Source organism: Ruegeria sp. HKCCD7221, from assembly GCF_013031225.1.
GTDB lineage: Bacteria > Pseudomonadota > Alphaproteobacteria > Rhodobacterales > Rhodobacteraceae > Ruegeria.
Genome location: NZ_WPZE01000002.1, coordinates 459107 through 477625 on the forward strand (window position 1 = coordinate 459107; position 18519 = coordinate 477625).

Annotated in this window: 19 protein-coding genes; 11 read left to right on the top strand and 8 right to left on the bottom strand. The window is 60.3% G+C overall.

The genetic code is table 11. From position 1 onward, the window contains the following. Positions 1–251 precede the first annotated feature (251 nt). From plsY to GOX73_RS07910, 5 genes are read right to left on the bottom strand one after another with little or no spacing between them, the layout of a single operon-like run. Positions 252–857 (bottom strand): glycerol-3-phosphate 1-O-acyltransferase PlsY, encoded by a 606-nt coding sequence (gene plsY / locus GOX73_RS07890; protein ID WP_171124336.1) that lies wholly within the window; start codon positions 855–857, stop codon positions 252–254. Beyond that, entirely contained in the window at positions 857–2137 is a 1281-nt protein-coding gene (gene pyrC / locus GOX73_RS07895) for a dihydroorotase (RefSeq protein WP_171124338.1), read from the bottom strand. Before pyrC ends, plsY begins: the two co-directional genes overlap by 1 nt. Further along, positions 2134–2520: a hypothetical protein gene (locus tag GOX73_RS07900; RefSeq protein ID WP_174825611.1), complete on the bottom strand. Its 387-nt coding sequence runs from the start codon at positions 2518–2520 to the stop codon at positions 2134–2136. Before GOX73_RS07900 ends, pyrC begins: the two co-directional genes overlap by 4 nt. Then, the gene (locus GOX73_RS07905; RefSeq protein ID WP_171124340.1) at positions 2505–3023 is read right to left on the bottom strand and encodes a hypothetical protein; all 519 of its coding nucleotides are present in this window, start codon (positions 3021–3023) and stop codon (positions 2505–2507) included. The genes GOX73_RS07900 and GOX73_RS07905 overlap by 16 nt, the downstream gene beginning before the upstream one ends. Beyond that, positions 3020–3955, bottom strand: a complete 936-nt coding sequence (locus GOX73_RS07910) for an aspartate carbamoyltransferase catalytic subunit (protein ID WP_171124341.1) — start codon at positions 3953–3955, stop codon at positions 3020–3022. Before GOX73_RS07910 ends, GOX73_RS07905 begins: the two co-directional genes overlap by 4 nt. A 323-nt stretch (positions 3956–4278) precedes the next feature. Here GOX73_RS07910 and GOX73_RS07915 point away from each other — a divergent pair, with 323 nt between their 5' ends. The 7 genes from GOX73_RS07915 (at position 4279) to GOX73_RS07945 (ending at position 12259) form a co-directional block, all read left to right on the top strand. After that, complete coding sequence (locus GOX73_RS07915; protein WP_171124343.1) at positions 4279–4668, top strand: hypothetical protein; 390 nt, start codon at positions 4279–4281, stop codon at positions 4666–4668. A gap of 97 nt (positions 4669–4765) precedes the next feature. Beyond that, positions 4766–5530 (top strand): uracil-DNA glycosylase family protein, encoded by a 765-nt coding sequence (locus GOX73_RS07920; RefSeq protein WP_171124682.1) that lies wholly within the window; start codon positions 4766–4768, stop codon positions 5528–5530. Next, positions 5530–6129, top strand: a complete 600-nt coding sequence (locus tag GOX73_RS07925) for a metallophosphoesterase (protein ID WP_171124684.1) — start codon at positions 5530–5532, stop codon at positions 6127–6129. Before GOX73_RS07920 ends, GOX73_RS07925 begins: the two co-directional genes overlap by 1 nt. After that, the gene (locus GOX73_RS07930; protein WP_171124346.1) at positions 6126–6746 is read left to right on the top strand and encodes a LysE family translocator; all 621 of its coding nucleotides are present in this window, start codon (positions 6126–6128) and stop codon (positions 6744–6746) included. The genes GOX73_RS07925 and GOX73_RS07930 overlap by 4 nt, the downstream gene beginning before the upstream one ends. A gap of 6 nt (positions 6747–6752) precedes the next feature. Further along, positions 6753–7295: a molybdenum cofactor biosynthesis protein B gene (gene moaB, locus GOX73_RS07935; protein WP_171124348.1), complete on the top strand. Its 543-nt coding sequence runs from the start codon at positions 6753–6755 to the stop codon at positions 7293–7295. Positions 7296–7399: 104 nt separating this feature from the next. Further along, positions 7400–8854 (top strand): efflux RND transporter periplasmic adaptor subunit, encoded by a 1455-nt coding sequence (locus tag GOX73_RS07940; protein WP_171124350.1) that lies wholly within the window; start codon positions 7400–7402, stop codon positions 8852–8854. A 6-nt stretch (positions 8855–8860) separates the two neighbouring features. Next, the gene (locus tag GOX73_RS07945; RefSeq protein WP_171124352.1) at positions 8861–12259 is read left to right on the top strand and encodes an efflux RND transporter permease subunit; all 3399 of its coding nucleotides are present in this window, start codon (positions 8861–8863) and stop codon (positions 12257–12259) included. On the opposite strand, the gene GOX73_RS07950 is transcribed toward GOX73_RS07945, so the two are convergent. Both GOX73_RS07950 and GOX73_RS07955 read right to left on the bottom strand, forming a co-directional pair. Further along, positions 12256–12675 carry an NUDIX hydrolase gene (locus GOX73_RS07950; protein ID WP_171124354.1) on the bottom strand — a complete coding sequence of 140 codons (420 nt, stop codon included), beginning with the start codon at positions 12673–12675 and terminating at the stop codon, positions 12256–12258. The two genes, GOX73_RS07945 and GOX73_RS07950, sit on opposite strands and share 4 nt — an antisense overlap. A gap of 5 nt (positions 12676–12680) precedes the next feature. After that, the gene (locus GOX73_RS07955) at positions 12681–13493 is read right to left on the bottom strand and encodes a protein-disulfide reductase DsbD domain-containing protein (RefSeq protein WP_171124356.1); all 813 of its coding nucleotides are present in this window, start codon (positions 13491–13493) and stop codon (positions 12681–12683) included. Between the two features lie 145 nt (positions 13494–13638). Between GOX73_RS07955 and GOX73_RS07960 the strand changes: the two genes are divergently transcribed. Beyond that, on the top strand, positions 13639–14193 hold the full coding sequence (locus GOX73_RS07960) for a YqgE/AlgH family protein (RefSeq protein ID WP_171124358.1): 555 nt from the start codon (positions 13639–13641) through the stop codon (positions 14191–14193). On the opposite strand, the gene GOX73_RS07965 is transcribed toward GOX73_RS07960, so the two are convergent. After that, complete coding sequence (locus GOX73_RS07965; RefSeq protein ID WP_171124360.1) at positions 14194–15144, bottom strand: L-threonylcarbamoyladenylate synthase; 951 nt, start codon at positions 15142–15144, stop codon at positions 14194–14196. Positions 15145–15281: 137 nt separating this feature from the next. On the opposite strand from GOX73_RS07965, the gene GOX73_RS07970 reads away from it, so the two are divergent. From GOX73_RS07970 to GOX73_RS07980, 3 genes are read left to right on the top strand one after another with little or no spacing between them, the layout of a single operon-like run. Beyond that, a complete protein-coding gene (locus GOX73_RS07970) occupies positions 15282–16985 on the top strand; it encodes an acyl-CoA dehydrogenase (protein WP_171124362.1) in 1704 nt (567 codons plus the stop codon). Then, on the top strand, positions 16985–18031 hold the full coding sequence (locus tag GOX73_RS07975) for an MBL fold metallo-hydrolase (protein ID WP_171124364.1): 1047 nt from the start codon (positions 16985–16987) through the stop codon (positions 18029–18031). The genes GOX73_RS07970 and GOX73_RS07975 overlap by 1 nt, the downstream gene beginning before the upstream one ends. A 4-nt stretch (positions 18032–18035) precedes the next feature. Then, a complete protein-coding gene (locus GOX73_RS07980; protein WP_171124366.1) occupies positions 18036–18485 on the top strand; it encodes a DUF6173 family protein in 450 nt (149 codons plus the stop codon). The last annotated feature ends 34 nt before the right edge of the window (positions 18486–18519 follow it).

Consider the following 18519-nt stretch of genomic DNA (forward strand, 5'->3'; position numbering starts at 1 on the left):
AAAACAAAAAACAAACTCAGTGACTTTTTGCACCGATATCTCACATGGGCGCAGCAAGGCGCCGCTGTTTTTCGTGAGGTAAAGGTTCAGGCTGATATAGTCCGGCCCACCTAATTGATGGGCGACAAGTTTGTGGGATTTGCCCCCGGCCAGCTCGGTTCGGGTCAGGACATAGGGATTGCCTTTGAACCGCCCCGTTGATGTTCCAGCGGGTAGGGCAAAAAATGCCTGTAGAAAGGGCTGTGTCGCGGTCAAGACTGCCCGATTTTGGGTTCTGTTCCGGCACGTATACGCGCAACATTTGCGCTATGCCGCCAATAGACCAGCAAGGTCAGGATCGCTCCGAGAACGAATGTAGTGGTGTCCGTCAGGATCATGACCCAAATGGTCGAAAGCGCCGCCGCCGCAAGTGCGCCCAGCGACGAAATCCTCCAGATCGCAGCCGCCACCAACCATGTCAGGCAACACGCCACGCCAACGCGCCAGTCCAAGGCCAGCCAAATCCCCAGAAAGGTGGCAACCCCTTTGCCGCCCTTGAATCCCAGCCAGATTGGAAAACAGTGCCCCAGAAAGGCCGCCAGCGCCGCGACCTGAGCCGCATCTTCGCCGGCCATCGCTCGTGCGATCAGGACTGAAACTGCGCCCTTGGCCGCGTCTAACAGCAGCGTCAGGGCGGCTGCCGATTTGTTGCCGGTGCGCAGCACATTCGTTGCGCCGATATTGCCAGACCCGATATTGCGCAAGTTGCCCAAGCCCATGACCTTGGCAATGATCATCCCGAACGGGATGGACCCGATCAGGTATCCAAACACAGCCCACAGCAGTAATTGGGTCATGGAACTGTCAAATGGTGGCATCAGGGTCTCCGGTAAACTTCTTGTCCCGCGACATATGTTGCGGTGACCTTACCCTGCATCCGCTGGCCGTCAAACGGTGTGTTCTGCGACTTTGATCGCAAGCTGAACCGGTCCAGCACAAATGGGACATCCGGGTCGAACAGAACCAGATCAGCAGGCGCACCCGGTGCCAGGCGGCCGGATTCCAGCCCCAGCCGTTTGGCCGGATTCAGGGACATGGCGCGGAACAGGGTCGGCAGGTCAAGTTGTTCGCTATGATACAGACGCAGCGCGGCAGGCAGCAGCGTTTCCAACGCCACAGCGCCGGATGCGGCTTCTTCAAACGGCAGGCGTTTGCTTTCCTCGTCCTGCGGAGTGTGCATCGAACTGATCGTGTCGATCAGCCCGGTCCGCACTGCCTCGATCACGGCCTGCCGGTCGTCCTCGGACCGCAGCGGCGGCTTGACCTTGAAGAAGGTGCGATAGTCAGCCACGTCCAGTTCATTCAGCGTCAGGTGGTGGATCGAAGTGCCTGCGGTGATATCCAGCCCGTTTCGCTTGGCGCGCTCCAGCGCAGGCAGGGCGCGGGCGGTGGTGATCTGGTCGGCGTGATAGGCGGCGCCGGTCATCTCAAGCAAGGCAATGTCGCGGTCCAGCCCCATCCGCTCGGCCATGGGGGAAACGGCGGGCAAGCCGCGCAGGGCGGCGAACTTGCCGCTGGTGACGGCGGCCCCTGCGCTGAGGCCCGGTTCCTGTGGATGGGCAATCACCAGCGCGCCGCAGGATTTCGCATAGGTCAGCGCGCGGGAAAACACCTTGGTATTGGCGATCACGTGGTCGCAATCGGTAAAGGCCACGGCACCCGCGTCTTGCAGGAACCCGATCTCGGTCATCTCGCGCCCCTCGCGCCCTTTGGTCAGGGCGGCCATAGGCATGACGTTCACCGGAGCATCCGCCTGTGCGCGGCGGGTGGCGAATTCCAGCGTTTCGGGTGTGTCAACGGCGGGCAGAGTGTCGGGCCGGGTGACGATTGTGGTCACGCCCCCCGCAGCGGCGGCCAGACCTGCGGATCTATAGCTTTCCTTGTGCCGCTCGCCCGGCTCGCAAACCTTGACGCCGATATCGACGATGCCGGGGGCAAGGCGATGCCCTCCGCAGTCGATCACCTGCGCGTCGGTGGATGGGGCCGCCCCTTCGCCGCGCGCGACGATCCGGCCTCCGGCTATCTGTAGCCAACCGAGGCTGTCTGTCCCGGCCTCGGGGTCGATCAGGCGGGCGTTGGTGAAAAGCTGGTCGGTCATGCCATGGCCCTTTCGATTGCGGCTTTGGTGGCAGCGGGGTCGGCCTGATATTTGATCAGGTGCTTGTCGCCGCCCTTTGTGACGATCTGAACGAAGCTACCCATGATGTTGACGGCCTCGATCTGGTTCAGGGGTACGTTGCGTGGGCCGGGGCCCGTCAGGGCAGTCTCGGACATCTTCCACGTGTTGGTCAGTTCTTCCGAGGCCAGATACCATGCACGGACGCCAACCGCTGCAAGGCCCGCAGGCGCTCCGGTCCAGATGTAAGGATTTCCGACCAGCCAAAGCACGACCATTGCACCCGCCATGGCAAAGGCGGCCAGCCATGTGTTGGTGCGGATATAGGTGCTTTTATCGGCGGTGAAGGTCACAGGATCAGCCAAAGAACACTCCCGATCAAAAACAGGATCACAAGCGCCAAGACAGCAGACCCGACACGGCGCGGCGTGTCGTCAGCCGAAGCTGTCTGCGGGACCGAAAACGGCTTGGCGCTTTCAGATGCAATGGCACCGCCGGACCAATTGGTTGTTTCTTCCGTATAAAGGCCGATGAGGTGCAGCCTTGGATCGGGGTGCAATTCGGCGGCGTTTCCAGCGAAAGCTGCGCTGCGAACGGCCATGACCCAGCCGTCAACCGCCTCAAGATCTGTGCGGTTCAACTGATCTTCCGTTACCCCGCACCCCTCGTTGAGATATCCATAAAGCCCCAGGTCTTCGAGGTCGGCGACCGGGAAAATGTCGATTTGATTCGGGTCCAGACCCGCAACCCCCAGAACCTGATCCGCAGCGCCCGGTTCGCGTAGAAACTTCGCCTCTTCCGGGCGCATGCCCAGCGTGAACAGGCGGATCACGCCGTGTTCATGGGGGGCAACGGTCAGATCGCTCATGCGGCCTCACGCTGGTTGCGGGCAAGCAGCTCCATCGCGGCCATGCGGACGGCGACGCCCATCTCGACCTGCTCCTGAATGACCGAGCGGTTGATGTCGTCGGCCAAAGTGCCGTCGATTTCCACGCCGCGATTCATCGGGCCGGGATGCATGACGATGGCGTCTGGCTTGGCCTGCGCCAGTTTCGCGGCGTCCAGCCCGTAGCGGTGATAGTATTCGCGTTCCGAAGGGATGAAGCCGCCGTCCATCCGTTCCTTTTGAAGGCGCAGCATCATGACGACGTCCACGTCGTTCAGCCCCTCGTTCATGTCGTCATAGATTTCAGCACCGAAGTCAGCGAATTGACCGGGCACCAGAGTCGGCGGTCCGATCAGCCGGATGCGGTTTTCCATCTTGCCCAGCAAGATCAAGTTCGACCGGGCCACGCGCGAATGGGCCACGTCCCCGCAGATTGCAATGTTCAGCCGGTGCAGCCGACCCTTGGCGCGGCGAATTGTCAGCGCGTCCAGTAAAGCTTGCGTGGGGTGTTCGTGGCGCCCGTCGCCTGCGTTCAGCACGGCGCAATTAACCTTTTGTGCCAGCAGGTCGACCGCGCCGGAATGGGGGTGCCGCACCACCAGAAGATCGGGGTGCATCGCGTTCAGGGTCATCGCCGTGTCGATCAGCGTTTCGCCCTTTTTGATCGAGCTGGCCTGCATCGCCATGTTCATCACATCCGCGCCCAATCGCTTTCCCGCGATTTCAAAGCTGGCCTGTGTGCGGGTCGAATTTTCAAAGAACATGTTGATCTGGGTCAGCCCCGACAGCACGTCTGAACGCTTGGCTGGCTGACGATTCAGATCGACGTATTTTTCGGCCAGATCAAGAATGGCGGTAATATCGGATTGCGACAGATGCTCGATGCCAAGAAGGTGACGATGGGCGAAACGCATGGGCGGGCTCCTGTCTGACAATCGAGCCGCTTATAAGAAGCTGCGCGAGGCAAGGCAACCTACGGATCGGACCCTTCGGGCAGTTTCTCGCACCCGCCGTCGGGCAGACACTGTTCACCGGGTTTGCACCATTTGCCATAGCCGCAGTCCACCGCCTTGACCGGGACACAGCCCTGATTCTTGGAACACTTGAACCCGGGACGGCATTGCGACCCGGTTTTTTCGCAGAAAAACCAGCCCGGGCGCGAGCATCCACCGCCGGGCAGGCAAGCGGAGCCCGAATCGCAGGTCCGTCCGTCATCGCATTTTAAGGAAGGGAGCGGTTGAAGATCGGGCGTGGTCCGCTCGCACTCACCCCGCGTATTGCAAAAGCTGCCGCCGGGGCAGTCAAGGCGCGACCGGCACTTGTTTACCCCTCGTGGTGCGCATCTGCCGCCTGCGACGCACCGCTCGAACGGGCCACATGTGCGCCCACCCCCGCAATAGGTGCCGCCCATCGGAATACAGTGGCCGTCGAAACTGCATCTTTGCCCGCCGGAACAGCAGCGCGCACCGCATTTGAACTGACCACCGGGGCACTGATTGTTCCGCTCATAGATGCCGCCCCGGTTTGGAAAGGTGTTCCTGTCATACAGACCGCCTCGGTTTTGAAGCTGCGCGAAACCGGGGTCGCCGAGGGGGATCAGCAACAGTGCAATGGCAAGGAATCGTAATAGGACCAACATGAATGAGACAATGCTGAGCGGGACGGGCCATCCGATCAAGTGCTATTCGCTTTCCCTCGGTCAAAAGGTGGTTAGATTGAGGGGTATGGAATCGGCTTTGGACTATCACACGGCGCGGGCTTTGCTGGAATGGCAGGTCGAACTGGGCGCAACAGAAGCGACCGGGGATGTTCCGGTGGATCGCTATGCGCTGCCCGACACTGCGCCCAAGGCCAAAAAGCCCAAAGCAGCCCAAGCCACGCCCGAAAAGCCGAAACAGGTGGATCCTGTTGCCGTGGCAAAGGCGGCAGCCGCCGGCGCAGGGTCGTTGGATCAGTTGCGCAGCACGATGGATGCGTTCGAGCATTGTGATCTCAAACGCGGGGCGCGCCAATTGGTCTTTGCCGATGGCACACCGGGTGCGCGGGTGATGATCGTCGGCGAAGCGCCGGGCCGCGAAGAAGACCGCGCGGGCAAGCCTTTCGTGGGCAAAGCAGGTCAGTTGCTGGACCGGATGCTGGCCGCGATAGATCTGGACCGGTCCAAAAACGTCTATATCACCAATGTTCTTCCCTGGCGCCCGCCCCAGAACCGGGACCCGAACCCTCAGGAAATCGGTATGATGCAGCCGTTTCTGGAGCGACACGTAGCGCTGGCCAAGCCAGATGTTCTGGTGGTCATGGGCAACATCAGTTCTCAGGCTGTGTTGGGCAGGCGCGGGATCACCCGGCTGCGCGGTAAGTGGGATCTGGGGTTTGACCTGCCGGTGATCCCGATGCTGAGACCCGAGGACCTGCTGCGTCAGCCACAGTTGAAACGGCAGGCATGGGCGGATTTGCTAGAACTGAAAGCCTGGCTGGAGGGTAAGTGATGCGAATTCTCGCGTTCTCAGACCTGCATATGGCACGCAACCGCGCGGCCGAGATTGCCGTGGCCAGCGCCGAGGCTGATCTGGTGATCGGCGCGGGTGATTACTGCAACATGCGACAGGGTTTGGATGAGGCGATGGCGATGCTGTCAGAGATTTCCGCCCCTCTTGTCCTGATCCCCGGAAACGCCGAAAGCGCGGCCGAATTGACGGGTGCCGCGCCCGAGGGTGTCCACGTTCTACACGGGTCGGGGATGACTGTGGATGGTCTGCGTCTGTTTGGCCTTGGATATGGTGTTCCTGCCACGCCGTTTGGTGAGTGGTCCTGCGACCTGTCGGATTCGGAAGCGGCCGAGTTGCTGGAGCGTTGCGATGCCGCTGATATCCTGATCACGCATTCCCCGCCCAAAGGGTATGGCGATACGACGTCAATGGGCGATGCGGTAGGGTCGGTTGCCGTGCGCGATGCGATAGAACGCCTGCAGCCGCAATACTCTTTGCACGGCCATATCCATGACAGTTGGGGCTATCGTGGCGCCATCGGACGCACGCAGATCGCCAATCTTGGTCCTAAAGTGAACTGGTTCGAGGTGACCTCATGATCGAAACGGTGACGTTGCTGGCATTCATCCCGGCGGCTATGGCGCTGAACTTCACGCCGGGGGCTGACATGATGTTCTGTTTCGGACAGGGGCTGCGGTCTGGTGCGAAACCTGCACTGATCGCCAGTGCGGGGGTTTCCGCGGGGCTGATGGTTCACGTGTTGCTGGCAGGGCTTGGCTTGGGTGCTGCCGTGTCTACCCTGCCGTGGTTGTTTGATGTGATCCGCTGGATGGGCGTGGCCTATCTGATGTATCTGGCCTGGGGTGCAATCCGGTATGGGGCGGTTTCGGACGACAAACCCGCCAAACCAACGCGATACGCGTTTCGGGACGGGCTGGTTGTGAACCTGACCAATCCCAAGGTCATTCTGTTCGTGCTGGCCTTTATCCCGCAATTTGTGAACCCGGCCATCGGTCCGATCCTGCCGCAATTCCTGATCTTGGGCGTGATCATCGCGCTGGGCGGATTCGTGGTGAATGGGCTGGTTGGGGTTTTCGCAGGCGGTGCGGGGCGAGTGCTGATCTCGAACCCGCGCGCCTCTCGTATCATGGGATGGGTGACGGGCGGTATTTTCACGGCCCTTGCCATTCGACTTGCCATCATGGAAAGGGCCTGACGCTAAATGTCGCGCATTGACGAAACCTTGGATTTCATCCCCGTCCGGATCGCTGTTTTGACCGTATCGGATACGCGCGCGCTGGAGGAAGATCGCTCGGGCCAGACGCTTGTCGACAGGATCGAACGGGCTGGCCATACAGTCGCGGACCGCAAGATCATCCGGGATGAGCGTGCCGAGATTGCTGCGCAGTTGTGGAATTGGGTCGCGGACCCGGAAATCGACGTCGTGATTTCGACCGGTGGTACCGGACTGACCGGGCGCGATGTAACAGTCGAGGCGCATCGCGACGTCTATGAGAAAGAAATCGACGCGTTTGGCACCGTTTTCACCATAGTGTCGATGGAGAAAATCGGCACTTCGGCGGTGCAATCCCGCGCAACCGGCGGCGTAGCCGGAGGAACCTATCTGTTTGCGCTGCCCGGCAGCCCCGGCGCGTGCAAGGATGCGTGGGACGGCATTTTGGAAAAACAGTTCGATTACCGACACCGGCCCTGCAATTTCGTGGAAATAATGCCCAGATTGGACGAACATCTGCGACGGAAGTAAACTGTTCACACGTTTAAGCGTTTAACGTGCTTTGTAGCTTGGCAATTTCGACAGCCCGGCTACCTTTTGCAAATGGCAGCCTGATGCAACCGGGGTAAAAGTGAATGCGATTTCTACGGCAGAGCCTTGTCGGTGTTTTTCTGGCGTTTCTGACGCTGGCCCTGCTGTTTGTGGCTGTTCAAATGATCTCGGGCGCTGTTCAGGATGTGCTGACACGCGACGATGAGGCTCCGCAGGCGCGCGAGCGTGTGTTTGCCGTTTCCGTCCAGCCAGCTGAGCTTACGACTGTCATCCCCTATCTGGAGGCCTTCGGCGAAGTGCAAAGCCGCAGGCGGCTGGAACTACGCGCCGCTTTAGGGGGGCGGGTGATTTCGCTGTCCGAAGATTTCGAGGATGGCGGCGTGGTGACACAAGGCGAAGTGTTAGTCGAGCTTGACCCCGCCGATGCGCAATCTGCACTGGATCGTGCGAAATCCGATCTTCTGGACGCTCAGTTCGAGGAACGTGATGCCGAGCGGTCTTTGCTGCTGGCGCAGGACGAGTTGAATTCAGCCGAGGCGCAGGCAGGCCTGCGCGGTCGTGCCTTGCAGCGTCAGAAAGACTTGCAGACGCGGGGCGTCGGAACCCCGGCCGCCGTGGAAGAGGCTGAACTGGCCGAGGCATCCGCTCAACAGTCGGTTCTGGCGCGGCGGATTGCACTGGCGCAGGCGGAATCGCGCGTGGATCAGGCAACCACCCTGCTGGCGCGGGCGCGTATCGCGCTGGAGGCCGCCGAGCGTGATCTGGACGACATGACAGTAAAGGCGCGGTTTGGCGGTACGCTGACGGATGTGACTCTGGTTGAAGGGCGCTTGGTGTCCGCCAATGAAAAGCTGGCGGAACTGGTCGATCCGAATGCGCTGGAGGTGGCGTTCCGCGTCTCGACTGCGCAATATGTACGCCTGCTGGATGCGCAGGGCGGGTTGATCAACGCGCCTGTCACAGTGTCGCTCGAGGTCACAGGCACCGACCTGATGGCGCAAGGGCGCATCAGCCGCGACAGCGGTTCGGCGGGCGAAGGGCAGACCGGGCGGTTGATCTATGCCCGTCTGGACGATGCATCCGGGTTCAAGCCCGGCGATTTCGTGACGGTCACTGTTGAGGAGCAACCGTTGGACAACGTCGTGCGCCTGCCCTCGTCCGTTCTGGATGCGGTCGGCACGGTTTTGGTGCTGGGCGAGGGGGACCGGCTTGAGTCGCTGCCTGTGCAGCTTGTTCGTCGTCAGGGGGATGAGGTCTTGTTGCGCGGTGAGGGTCTGGAAGGCCGAGAGGTTGTGGTCGGCAGAACTCCCCTGCTGGGGGCGGGTGTCCGGGTGCGACGCCTGCGAGCCGAGGCCAACGCAGGCGCATTGGCCGATATGGTCGAGCTGACCGAAGAACAACGCGCGCGGTTGGTGGCGCAGGTCGAAGCCAGTGATCGAATGCCGGATGCTGTGAAGGACCGCGTTCTGGGGCAGTTGCGCGAGGCGAAAGTGCCGGCGTCACTTGTGCGGCGTCTGGAAAATCGGGCAGGGGGGTAAGGCCCGATGATGCGCGACATACCCGGTGCGGCAGGCGGCGTTCTCAGCTACTTTACCCAGCACAGGACGGTCGCCAATCTTTTGCTGCTTGTCATGCTTGTTCTGGGGGCAGCGGCCATCCCGAACATGCGCGCGCAGTTTTTTCCCGATGTCATTCTTGAGCGCGTCGATGTGAACGTCGCGTGGGACGGGGCCGGTCCCGAAGACGTGGACAATGGCATCGTTCAGCTTCTTGAACCTGCGCTGTTGGCGGTCGAGGGGGTGGCCAGTACCGAAACCACCTCGCGCGAGGGGCGGGCAAGTATTCGGATGGAGTTCGAGCCCAACTGGGACATGTCCCGCGCCGTGGAGGATGTCAGAACCGCCGTCGACGGTGTGACCAACCTGCCGGAAGACGCCGACGAACCGACTATACGCCGCGGCGGGTGGCGCGACCGAGTTACGGATGTGGTGGTCACAGGACCTGTCGCGCCTGACAATCTGGCCAAGTTCACCGATGAGTTGATCAACCGCCTGTTCGCCGTGGGTGTCACGCGGACGACGATCCGTGGCCTTGCGGCCCCTCGTATCGTGGTCGAAGTTCCGACAGCGCAGCTTATCGCAAATGATATCACCCTGTCCGAGATCGCCTCGGCCATCGCTGCCGAAGTAACGGCGAATCCAGCAGGTGATGTTACCGGAGCCAATGCGCGCATTCGGACCGGCACCGAAAAGCGGACGCCAGAGGAAATCGAAGGCATTCCACTCCGCAATTTCGAGGACGGCTCAAAACTTCTTATTGGCGATGTCGCCGTGATCCGGGTGGAGGGCGTCAACCGGAACCGCAGTTATTACGTGGGCGAAAACCCGGCCATGTCCGTGCGGGTCGACCGCTCGAACCTCGGGGATGCCATTGAAATTCAGCATACCGTCGAAGATGTGGTTGCCGAGATGCAGGCTAGCCTGCCCGAAGGCGTGACGGTTGAGTTGATCCGCACACGGGCGCAGGCGATTACCAACCGTCTGGATATTCTGATCGACAACGGGCTTGTCGGGCTGGGGCTTGTCGTTTGCCTGCTGTTCCTGTTTCTGAACGCGCGCATCGCCTTTTGGGTTGCGGCGGGTATTCCGGTGGCCATGTCTGCGGCCATCGCCTTCATGTATATAGGCGGGCTTTCGATCAACATGGTCTCGTTGTTTGGCCTGATCATTACGCTTGGCATCGTTGTCGATGACGCGATTGTTGTTGGCGAACACGCGGATTTCCGGGCGCGAAGGCTGGGCGAGGCCCCCATGATCGCTGCCGAACGCGCCGCGCGGCGCATGGCGATGCCTGTCTTTGCCGCGACCCTGACAACTGTGATCGCCTTTTTCGGGTTAACTGCCATTGGCGGGCGGTTCGGAGAGCTGATCCGCGATATCCCCTTTACTGTCATCGCGGTCCTGATCGCCTCGCTTATCGAGTGTTTTCTGATCCTGCCCAACCACATGGCCCACGCAATCGCGCATTCGGCCAAGGAACATTGGTATGACTTGCCTAACCGGGTGGTAAATCGGGGGTTCCGTTGGGTCCGGGACACTTTGTTCCGGCCCTTGATCGCATGGGCAATCTGGGCGCGGTATGTCGTCGTTGCGGTCATGATCGTATTTCTGGCCAGCCAGATCGCGCTTTTCATTCGGGGCGACGTGAACTGGCGGTTCTTCAACGCGCCAGAGCGCGGCTCGATCACAGGCAATTTCATCATGGTCGAGGGCGCGACCCGCGCCGATACACTGGCAATGATGCAGCAGGTCCAACGCGCAGCCGAAGAACTGGGCGAGATTTACGAAGAACGCCATGGGCGCAATCCCATCGAATATGTGCTAGCCGAAGTTGGCGGCACCGCGGGGCGCGGTCTGTCGGCAGCGGATGGCAAGGATTCGGACCTGTTGGGCGGGATTTCGATTGAATTGATCGACGCCGATCTGCGCCCTTATTCCAGCTTTGAATTTGTGGGCGAGCTACAGGACTTTGTTCCGCGCCATCCCAAGGTGGAAATCCTCAGCTTCCGGGGCTGGCGGTCCGGTCCGGGTGGTGATGCGATTGACGTTCAGCTTTATGGCGCGGACGTAAATACGCTCAAATCCGCGTCTGAAGATCTGCAATCCGAACTTTCGAAATACCCCGAAGTCTCGGCCCTTGAAGATAATCTGGCATATGACAAGGAAGAGTTCATACTGGATCTCACAGCGCAGGGGCAGGCGCTGGGTTTCCGGATCGAAACGCTTGGTCGGGTTCTGCGCGACCGGTTGAACGGTATTGAGGCCGCCACCTTCCCCGATGGTCCCCGAAGCGCCGAGATTCGCGTGGAACTTCCCGAGGGGGAACTGACCGCCGACTTCCTTGAGCGAACGCTGATGCGCACGCCAGACGGCGTTTATGTACCCTTGGCCGATATCGTGTCCGTACAGCGAAAGTCCGGGTTCTCGACCGTGCGGCGTGAAAACGGCCTACGTGTGGTCTCGGTCTATGGCGACATTTCCGAGGATGACCCCGCCCGGGCCGCCGAAATCGCCCGCGCGATGCAGGAAGAGATTTTGCCTGGCATCGCCTCGGAGCGTCAGGTCGAATGGACGATGGCAGGCCTGAGTGAACAGGAGGATGAATTCCTGTCCGAGGCGCGGACTGGTCTGATTTTGTGCCTGACGGGGATTTACCTTGTTTTGGCCTGGGTCTTCGCCAGTTGGACGCGACCACTGGTCGTTATGGCGATCATACCGTTTGGCTTGGTCGGAACGATTTGGGGGCACTACGTCTGGGACGTGCCGCTGAGCATGTTCACAGTAGTGGGGTTGTTGGGGATGACTGGGATCATCATCAACGACTCGATTGTTCTGGTGACGACCATCGACGCTTACCGGCAAGAGCGTGGGCTTGTGCCTTCGATCATTGAAGGAACGGCAGACCGTTTGCGGCCGGTGATGCTTACGACGCTGACTACTGTTCTGGGACTCACGCCGCTTTTGTATGAAGGGTCGCAACAGGCGCAATTCCTCAAGCCGACGGTTATTACTCTGGTCTACGGGCTGGCCTTCGGGATGCTGCTGGTTCTGCTGCTGGTTCCTGCGCTGCTGGCCATTCTAAATGACCTGTCGCGCCCGATGACTGCCATGCGCAGGGGGCTGCGGGCACCGGACCGTGTCGTGCGCGGTGCGCTGGCTGTGACGGGGCTGGTCATGTTGCTGTGGCTTGGCGTGACGATGGTTCTGCCAGCCGTGACCGGCATACCGTTTGGACCGCTGTCGGGACTTTATGCCGGTGAGGATGGACTCGCTGTATTGCAGATGGGGCTTGGCGCCTTCTTTGCCGGGGCGGTGCTGATCCTTCTGCTTTCCGTCACATTGTCCAGCCTGCTGTATGTACGTCTGAAAGGGCGGCCAGCCTAATCGCGGTTTAGCGCGGTTTCCAGCAAATCAGGCACTCGGTCGCTCATGGCCAGCTCGCCGCGACGGATTTGAGCCAAAGGAAACCAGCGCGCATCCCGCGCGTCGTCTGCGGCAATAGGGGTTCCTGAGCGGTATGCACAGGCGACACCGACCAGCAGGTAATGCGACAGCACCGCGCCTTGCGCGTCCCGGCGAAGAAGGTCCAGATTATCCAGATATCGCAAAGGCTCGGCAATGACCGTGGTTTCTTCGCGCAATTCCCGTTGCGCGGCCTCAAGAACAGTTTCGCCCCATTCCACGTGGCCGCCGGGAAAACCCCAAAGTCCCGCGTCGGGCTGTTTGCTGCGCTGGACCAACAGAACCTGTTCGTTATGGACGACGACGGCCAATGCGCCGATTTTGGGAGTTTGCGTCATGCCTGTCAGCCTGCGCTGCACCCCTGAATATCAACCGCGTGGCTCGCGCCTAAAACGGTAATCCGAATCTCGGATCGGTCCAGCGCAAAGGCACCGCCGGATTCGCTGATTACCTCAGACGTGGCAACCAGCGTGTCACCCTGGCGTTCCGTTTCCGGGGGCGAGGCCCACAGCATCGGGTTGCCGGGTTCGATCACGGCGATCTCACGCCCTCCGGCCGAGGGCATGGTGACGCGGGCTTCGATCTGCATTCCGTCCGACGTGGGTGTCAGACGGCAACTGGTGTGCGCCACGCGCGCCTCTTTCGCGGAAAACGGGCGCTGCGCAAGCGCGGCGGCGATTGCGGGATTGCGACCCGCATCGGCATTTAGCGTATGATCAAAGCCCAACTGCTCGGGGATGCACACATCCTTGCAGACGCCCAAATCCATTGTTCCCCGCAAGCGAACGGGTTTGGCGGCATTCTTCGGTGTGATTTCAACGGGAAGAACCAGTTGATCCTGGTATCCGATAGATTTTAAACCATTCTGATCAAAGACCGAGGGCGCAGGCCATGTAAAGGATATATCGCCCACATTGTCCGAGCCGCTCCAGTTAAACTGAGGCGGAATTCCGGCATCTCCGGGCGCGCGCCAGTAGGTTTTCCAACCTTCCTGCAAGGTCAAACGCATAGCCCCCAGATAGGTGCCCTGCGCGGTGCGACCCCCATCCAGCACGTCCAGTTCGACCACCGACCCTGTGACCTGAGCCAAAGCTGGCCCGGATGTCAAAAAGCTCAGGGTCAATGCGACCGCAGGTAATGTCCCGTTTACTTTCATACCCAATACATGCGCGGAGTTGGGCCAGAATCCAAGTCACGTTCCGGTCACCAGAATGAAATCCGCGGAAATCTGCGTTGATCTCTTGCCAATCCAAGTCCCCCAAGGTCATTGTTGAAGGGTACTCAGCAAGAGATGGCATTTTATGGACCTGACCGGAAAACTGTTGATTGCCATGCCCGGCATGGGGGATCCGCGCTTTGATCATTCGGTGGTCTATATGTGCAGCCACGGGGAAGACGGTGCCATGGGGCTGATTGTGAACAAACCGTCGGACCTGCGGATCAAAGCCCTGCTTGAACAGCTAAATATCGCCTGCGAGATCCCGATCATAGGCGAGCGGCTGGTCCATTTCGGAGGTCCGGTCGAAATGTCCCGTGGATTTGTGCTGCACAGTTCGGATTACGACGCGAACCTGCATTCGATGAAAATCTCGGACGATTTCAGCATGACCGCCACTTTGGACGTGCTTGAAGATCTTGCCTCGGGGAAGGGGCCTTTGAATTCCACGCTGGCGCTGGGCTATTCTGGCTGGGGGCCGGGGCAGCTTGAGGACGAGATCGCCCGAAACGGTTGGCTGACGACCGAGGCGTCGTCGCGTCTTGTGTTCGACGTTCCTGATGATGAGAAATGGGAAGCTGCACTTGCAACGCTGGGTGTGGACCCTCTGACTTTGTCGGCCAGCGCCGGGCGCGCCTGATCAGCTATCGCGCGGGGCGGCTGCGCGGCGGAGCCGGTCATTGATAGCCACACCCAAACCGTGATCCGGGATCGGCGATACCGCAATGGGCCGGCCTGTCTCGTTAAGGCTGTGCAGCGCGGCAAACAGATTGGCCGCTGCCTCGGTCAGGTTTCCGTCCGGCGACAGATTCAAATCGCATTCGACCGCCCCAAACCCCAGCAGAACTTCGTCGCCCTGCGTTTCGCAGGCGTTTAGCCGAACAGGTGCGTCCGGGGCGTAATGCGACTGCAATTGCCCCGGCGCGGATAACGGGTCCCCCGGCAGGTGGAGATGCAGTTTAGTGTTCAGAACGGATTCGATCTGTTCCAGCGCCACTCCGCCGGGGCGGAGCAGGGCCGGGGCGCCAGCCAACCCGACGATGGTGGATTCCAATCCCACACCACAGGGCCCGTCGTCCAGAATGGCGGCGATGCGACCGTCCAGCCCGGCCCGCACGTGATCGGCCGTGGTCGGGCTGATCTGACCCGAAGGGTTGGCCGAAGGCGCCGCAACTGGCCCGTCAAACGCACCCAGCAGCGCGCGTGCCGTGGGATGCGCTGGAACTCGCACGGCCAGCGTGTCCAACCCGGCGGTCACCAGAAAAGAGATGCCGTGGTCTGGGCGCAAGGGCAGCACCAATGTTAGCGGACCGGGCCAAAAATCTCGCGCCAGCTTTTCCGACAGATCGGACCATTCAACAAAGCGCTGAGCGGCTTCGACAGACGCAACATGCGCGATCAGCGGGTTGAAACTGGGGCGTCCCTTGGCGGCGTAAATGCTGGCCACGGCCTCGCCATTTCGGGCATCTCCGCCGAGCCCGTAAACCGTTTCGGTCGGAAAGGCGACCAACAGCCCCTGCCGTAACAGGTCCGCAGCCTGCGCTATTCCGCTGGGGGTCGCGGTATATTCCCGTGTGCCGTTAGGACTCATTGGCGGTGACGCTGCGTTTTGATTGCGTGTAACATTGGTAAAGCTACGTAATCGTTCAAACCCAGATGCATATAGGTCGGCGGTGGAATTTCCAACCCCGCCATATTAAACCGAACGAAACAACTCCGAGGGAAGACATGCCGTACCGCGCGCCAATCGCTGATTATGAATTTTTGCTACGAAACGCGATCGGGTTTGACCAGATCGCTGCGACTGAAAAATTCGCGGAAGCCAGCGAGGACGTAGTCAGCGCCATCCTGACCGAGGCCGGGAAGATGTGCGAAGAGATTATGGCACCGCTTCAACGCCCCGGTGATTTGGAACCCGCGCGTCTGGAAAACGGCGTGCTGCGCACCTCGCCGGGCTATGCGGACGGCTGGAAAGCGATTGCCGAAGGCGGTTGGATCGGGATGAGCGCGGACCCCGAATATGGTGGCATGGGCCTGCCGATGACTTTGACCACAGCAGTAAACGAAATGATGGCTGCTACTTGTCTGTCGCTGCAACTGGCCCCTTTGATGACACAGGGCCAGATCGAGGCGCTGGAACATCACGCCAGTGATGAGTTGAAAGAGTTGTACCTGCCCAAGATGATCGCAGGCGAATGGTCGGGCACCATGAACCTGACCGAACCGCAGGCCGGATCGGACGTTGGCGCGCTGACTTCAAAAGCGGAACCCAATGGCGACGGCACATATGCGGTGTCAGGTCAGAAGATCTATATCTCGTGGGGTGACAACGATTTTGCCGAAAACGTCTGCCATCTGGTTCTGGCGCGTCTGCCCGATGGAGTGCCGGGCACAAAAGGTATCTCATTGTTTCTGGTGCCAAAATACCTGCCGGACGAGAGTGGAAACCCCGGTGTGGCCAATGACCTGAAAGTGGTTTCGCTGGAACACAAGATGGGCCTGCATGGGTCGCCGACCTGTGTAATGCAGTATGACGGCGCCAAGGGCTGGCTTGTGGGCAAGGAAAATGGCGGCATGGCCGCGATGTTCACCATGATGAACAACGCGCGCCTGGGCGTTGGCGGTCAGGGAGTGGGTGCTGCGGAAGGTGCCTATCAGCACGCGGTGCAATACGCTTTGGAACGGAAACAGGGCAAGACACCGTCCGGGACCATTATCGACCACGCGGATGTGCGCCGGATGTTGATGGCGATGCGGGCCGACACTTTTGCTGCGCGCTCGATCATGCTGGCAAACGCGGCTGCGATCGACATGGCCGATGCCACTGGTGACGCGGAATGGAGCGCGCGTGCGGCCTTGCTGACCCCGATCTGCAAGGCGTTCGGCACCGAAACCGGTATGCGTGTCTCGGAAACCGGTGTTCAGGTGCATGGCGGCATGGGCTTCATCGAAGAAACCGGAGCTGCACAGTTTTACCGCGACGTCCGTGTGACTGCGATCTACGAAGGCACCAACGGCATTCAGGCCATGGACCTTGTTGCCCGCAAGATGATGGATGGTGGCGAAGCGGCCAGCCGCCTTCTGGACGAAATCGAAGATCACGCAGAAAAAGCGCGCGCGACTATGCCCGAATTGGCCGGACCTGTCTGGGAAGCCACCGAGAGCCTGCGTGAAGCTACCGAATGGCTTGTGTCGCAGACCGACATGAATACCCGTTTCGCCGGTGCGGTGCCCTATCTGCACGCCTTCGCGCGTGTTCTGGGTGGGCATTATCACCTCAAGGCGGCTCTGGCGGAACCGGAAGGCCCCCGCTTTAAGCTGGCGCGCTACTATGTAAATGCGCTGCTGCCTGAATTCGCGGGTCTTCTGGCGCAGGCGCAGAACGGCGCGGACGATGTCTATGCCCTCAGCGCGGACGAACTGGCAGCCTGATGGACGGCGATACCTCTTTGGCGATCCGCTATCCATGGCCCGAGCCTCCGGCTACGGGCCAAGCGATCGAGGTCGCCGAAGGTATTCTGTGGATGCGGTTACCGCTGCCCATGGCGCTGGATCATGTCAATGTCTATGCGTTGGATGACGGTGATGGATGGACGCTGATCGACACCGGATTCTCGTCGAATAAGACCCGTGCCATCTGGGAAACCCTGATGGCTGGCCCCTTGGCGGGTAAGCCGGTCAAACGCGTGGTGGTCACCCACCATCATCCGGATCACATCGGCAATGCAGGTTGGTTTCAATCCGAACACGACGCGGAACTGATCACGACCCGCACGGCGTGGTTGTTCGCGCGAATGCTGACGCTGGATGTGCAGGAAAACTGGCCGCAGGAAACGCTGGACTATTATCGCAGCGCTGGCATGGCGCCGGACATTCTGGCCAAGCGCTTGACCGAGCGGCCCTTTAACTATTGCGACACGGTTTATCCGATGCCTTTGGGCTTTACCCGGATCAAGCAGGATGGCGTGATCCGCATGGGTGGTCGCGACTGGGTCGTGCATATGGGCAATGGCCACGCACCCGAACATGCCACATTCTGGAGCCGCGACGACAATCTGGTGATTACGGGTGATCAGATTCTCAGTTCGATCAGTCCCAACCTTGGCGTCTTTGTCACCGAACCGATGGCGGACCCGGTCGCTGAATGGCTGGAGGCGTGCGAGCGTCTGCAAGGTCTGGCCCGGCCTGACCAACTGGCGCTGGGTGGGCATAAGCTGCCATTTACCGGTTTGCCACTACGGATGAAGCAGTTGATCGAAAACCACCACAGTGCACTGGATCGCCTGCGCGACTATCTGGACACGCCCAGAACCGCCGCCGACTGTTTCCTTCCGCTGTTCAAACGCAAGATTTCCGAGGGTGAGTACGGGCTGGCTTTGGTTGAGTCGGTTGCACATCTCAACCATCTTTACCACATTGGTGCTGTCACCCGGACGCTCCGCGCGGACGGGGCGTGGGAGTTTCAGCGCAAAGGGTAAAGGTATGGACAAGATCGAAACCTCGGCCGAGGCAGCAGAATCCGCGGCTCTTCCCCGATGTTACGAGGTTCATTCCAACCCCGATGCGAAATCCGGTGCAAAAGACCTGCCCGACCCGTTGAAGACGCCCGTAGAAACCAAAAGCCCTGCGCAATGGGCCTATGAGCGTCTGATCCTGTACATCCAGAACTTTGAGCAGACATTGGACAGCGACCACGAGATCGCGATGGGCTTTACCGGCGGCGATGCGGGTGTAATGCGGATCGAAGGGATGGGGTATTTTGACCCCGATGTCCTCACTTTCTACGGTTCGGACGCGACTGGTGCGCGAACCCAGCTTGTGCAGCATGTGAGCCAATTGAACGTGATGCTGCGCGCCCTGCCGAAATCGGTCGAAGACAAACCCGCAAATCGCATCGGGTTCCGGCTGGCGGCTAATCTGGAAGAAAGCTGATCGCCTGACTTGCAATTCGTGACGGCGCGGCCTT

What these genes read in the sequence shown, in the direction of transcription:
- GOX73_RS07950 (WP_171124354.1), bottom strand. Translation starts at nt 12,675, where the DNA reads ATGACGCAAACTCCCAAAATCGGCGCATTGGCCGTCGTCGTCCATAAC.
- GOX73_RS07940 (WP_171124350.1), top strand. Translation starts at nt 7,400, where the DNA reads ATGCGATTTCTACGGCAGAGCCTTGTCGGTGTTTTTCTGGCGTTTCTG.
- GOX73_RS07980 (WP_171124366.1), top strand. Translation starts at nt 18,036, where the DNA reads ATGGACAAGATCGAAACCTCGGCCGAGGCAGCAGAATCCGCGGCTCTT.
- GOX73_RS07960 (WP_171124358.1), top strand. Translation starts at nt 13,639, where the DNA reads ATGGACCTGACCGGAAAACTGTTGATTGCCATGCCCGGCATGGGGGAT.
- GOX73_RS07925 (WP_171124684.1), top strand. Translation starts at nt 5,530, where the DNA reads ATGCGAATTCTCGCGTTCTCAGACCTGCATATGGCACGCAACCGCGCG.
- pyrC (WP_171124338.1), bottom strand. Translation starts at nt 2,137, where the DNA reads ATGACCGACCAGCTTTTCACCAACGCCCGCCTGATCGACCCCGAGGCC.
- GOX73_RS07965 (WP_171124360.1), bottom strand. Translation starts at nt 15,144, where the DNA reads ATGAGTCCTAACGGCACACGGGAATATACCGCGACCCCCAGCGGAATA.
- GOX73_RS07975 (WP_171124364.1), top strand. Translation starts at nt 16,985, where the DNA reads ATGGACGGCGATACCTCTTTGGCGATCCGCTATCCATGGCCCGAGCCT.
- GOX73_RS07930 (WP_171124346.1), top strand. Translation starts at nt 6,126, where the DNA reads ATGATCGAAACGGTGACGTTGCTGGCATTCATCCCGGCGGCTATGGCG.
- GOX73_RS07970 (WP_171124362.1), top strand. Translation starts at nt 15,282, where the DNA reads ATGCCGTACCGCGCGCCAATCGCTGATTATGAATTTTTGCTACGAAAC.
- moaB (WP_171124348.1), top strand. Translation starts at nt 6,753, where the DNA reads ATGTCGCGCATTGACGAAACCTTGGATTTCATCCCCGTCCGGATCGCT.
- plsY (WP_171124336.1), bottom strand. Translation starts at nt 857, where the DNA reads ATGCCACCATTTGACAGTTCCATGACCCAATTACTGCTGTGGGCTGTG.
- GOX73_RS07905 (WP_171124340.1), bottom strand. Translation starts at nt 3,023, where the DNA reads ATGAGCGATCTGACCGTTGCCCCCCATGAACACGGCGTGATCCGCCTG.
- GOX73_RS07910 (WP_171124341.1), bottom strand. Translation starts at nt 3,955, where the DNA reads ATGCGTTTCGCCCATCGTCACCTTCTTGGCATCGAGCATCTGTCGCAA.
- GOX73_RS07955 (WP_171124356.1), bottom strand. Translation starts at nt 13,493, where the DNA reads ATGAAAGTAAACGGGACATTACCTGCGGTCGCATTGACCCTGAGCTTT.
- GOX73_RS07920 (WP_171124682.1), top strand. Translation starts at nt 4,766, where the DNA reads ATGGAATCGGCTTTGGACTATCACACGGCGCGGGCTTTGCTGGAATGG.
- GOX73_RS07945 (WP_171124352.1), top strand. Translation starts at nt 8,861, where the DNA reads ATGATGCGCGACATACCCGGTGCGGCAGGCGGCGTTCTCAGCTACTTT.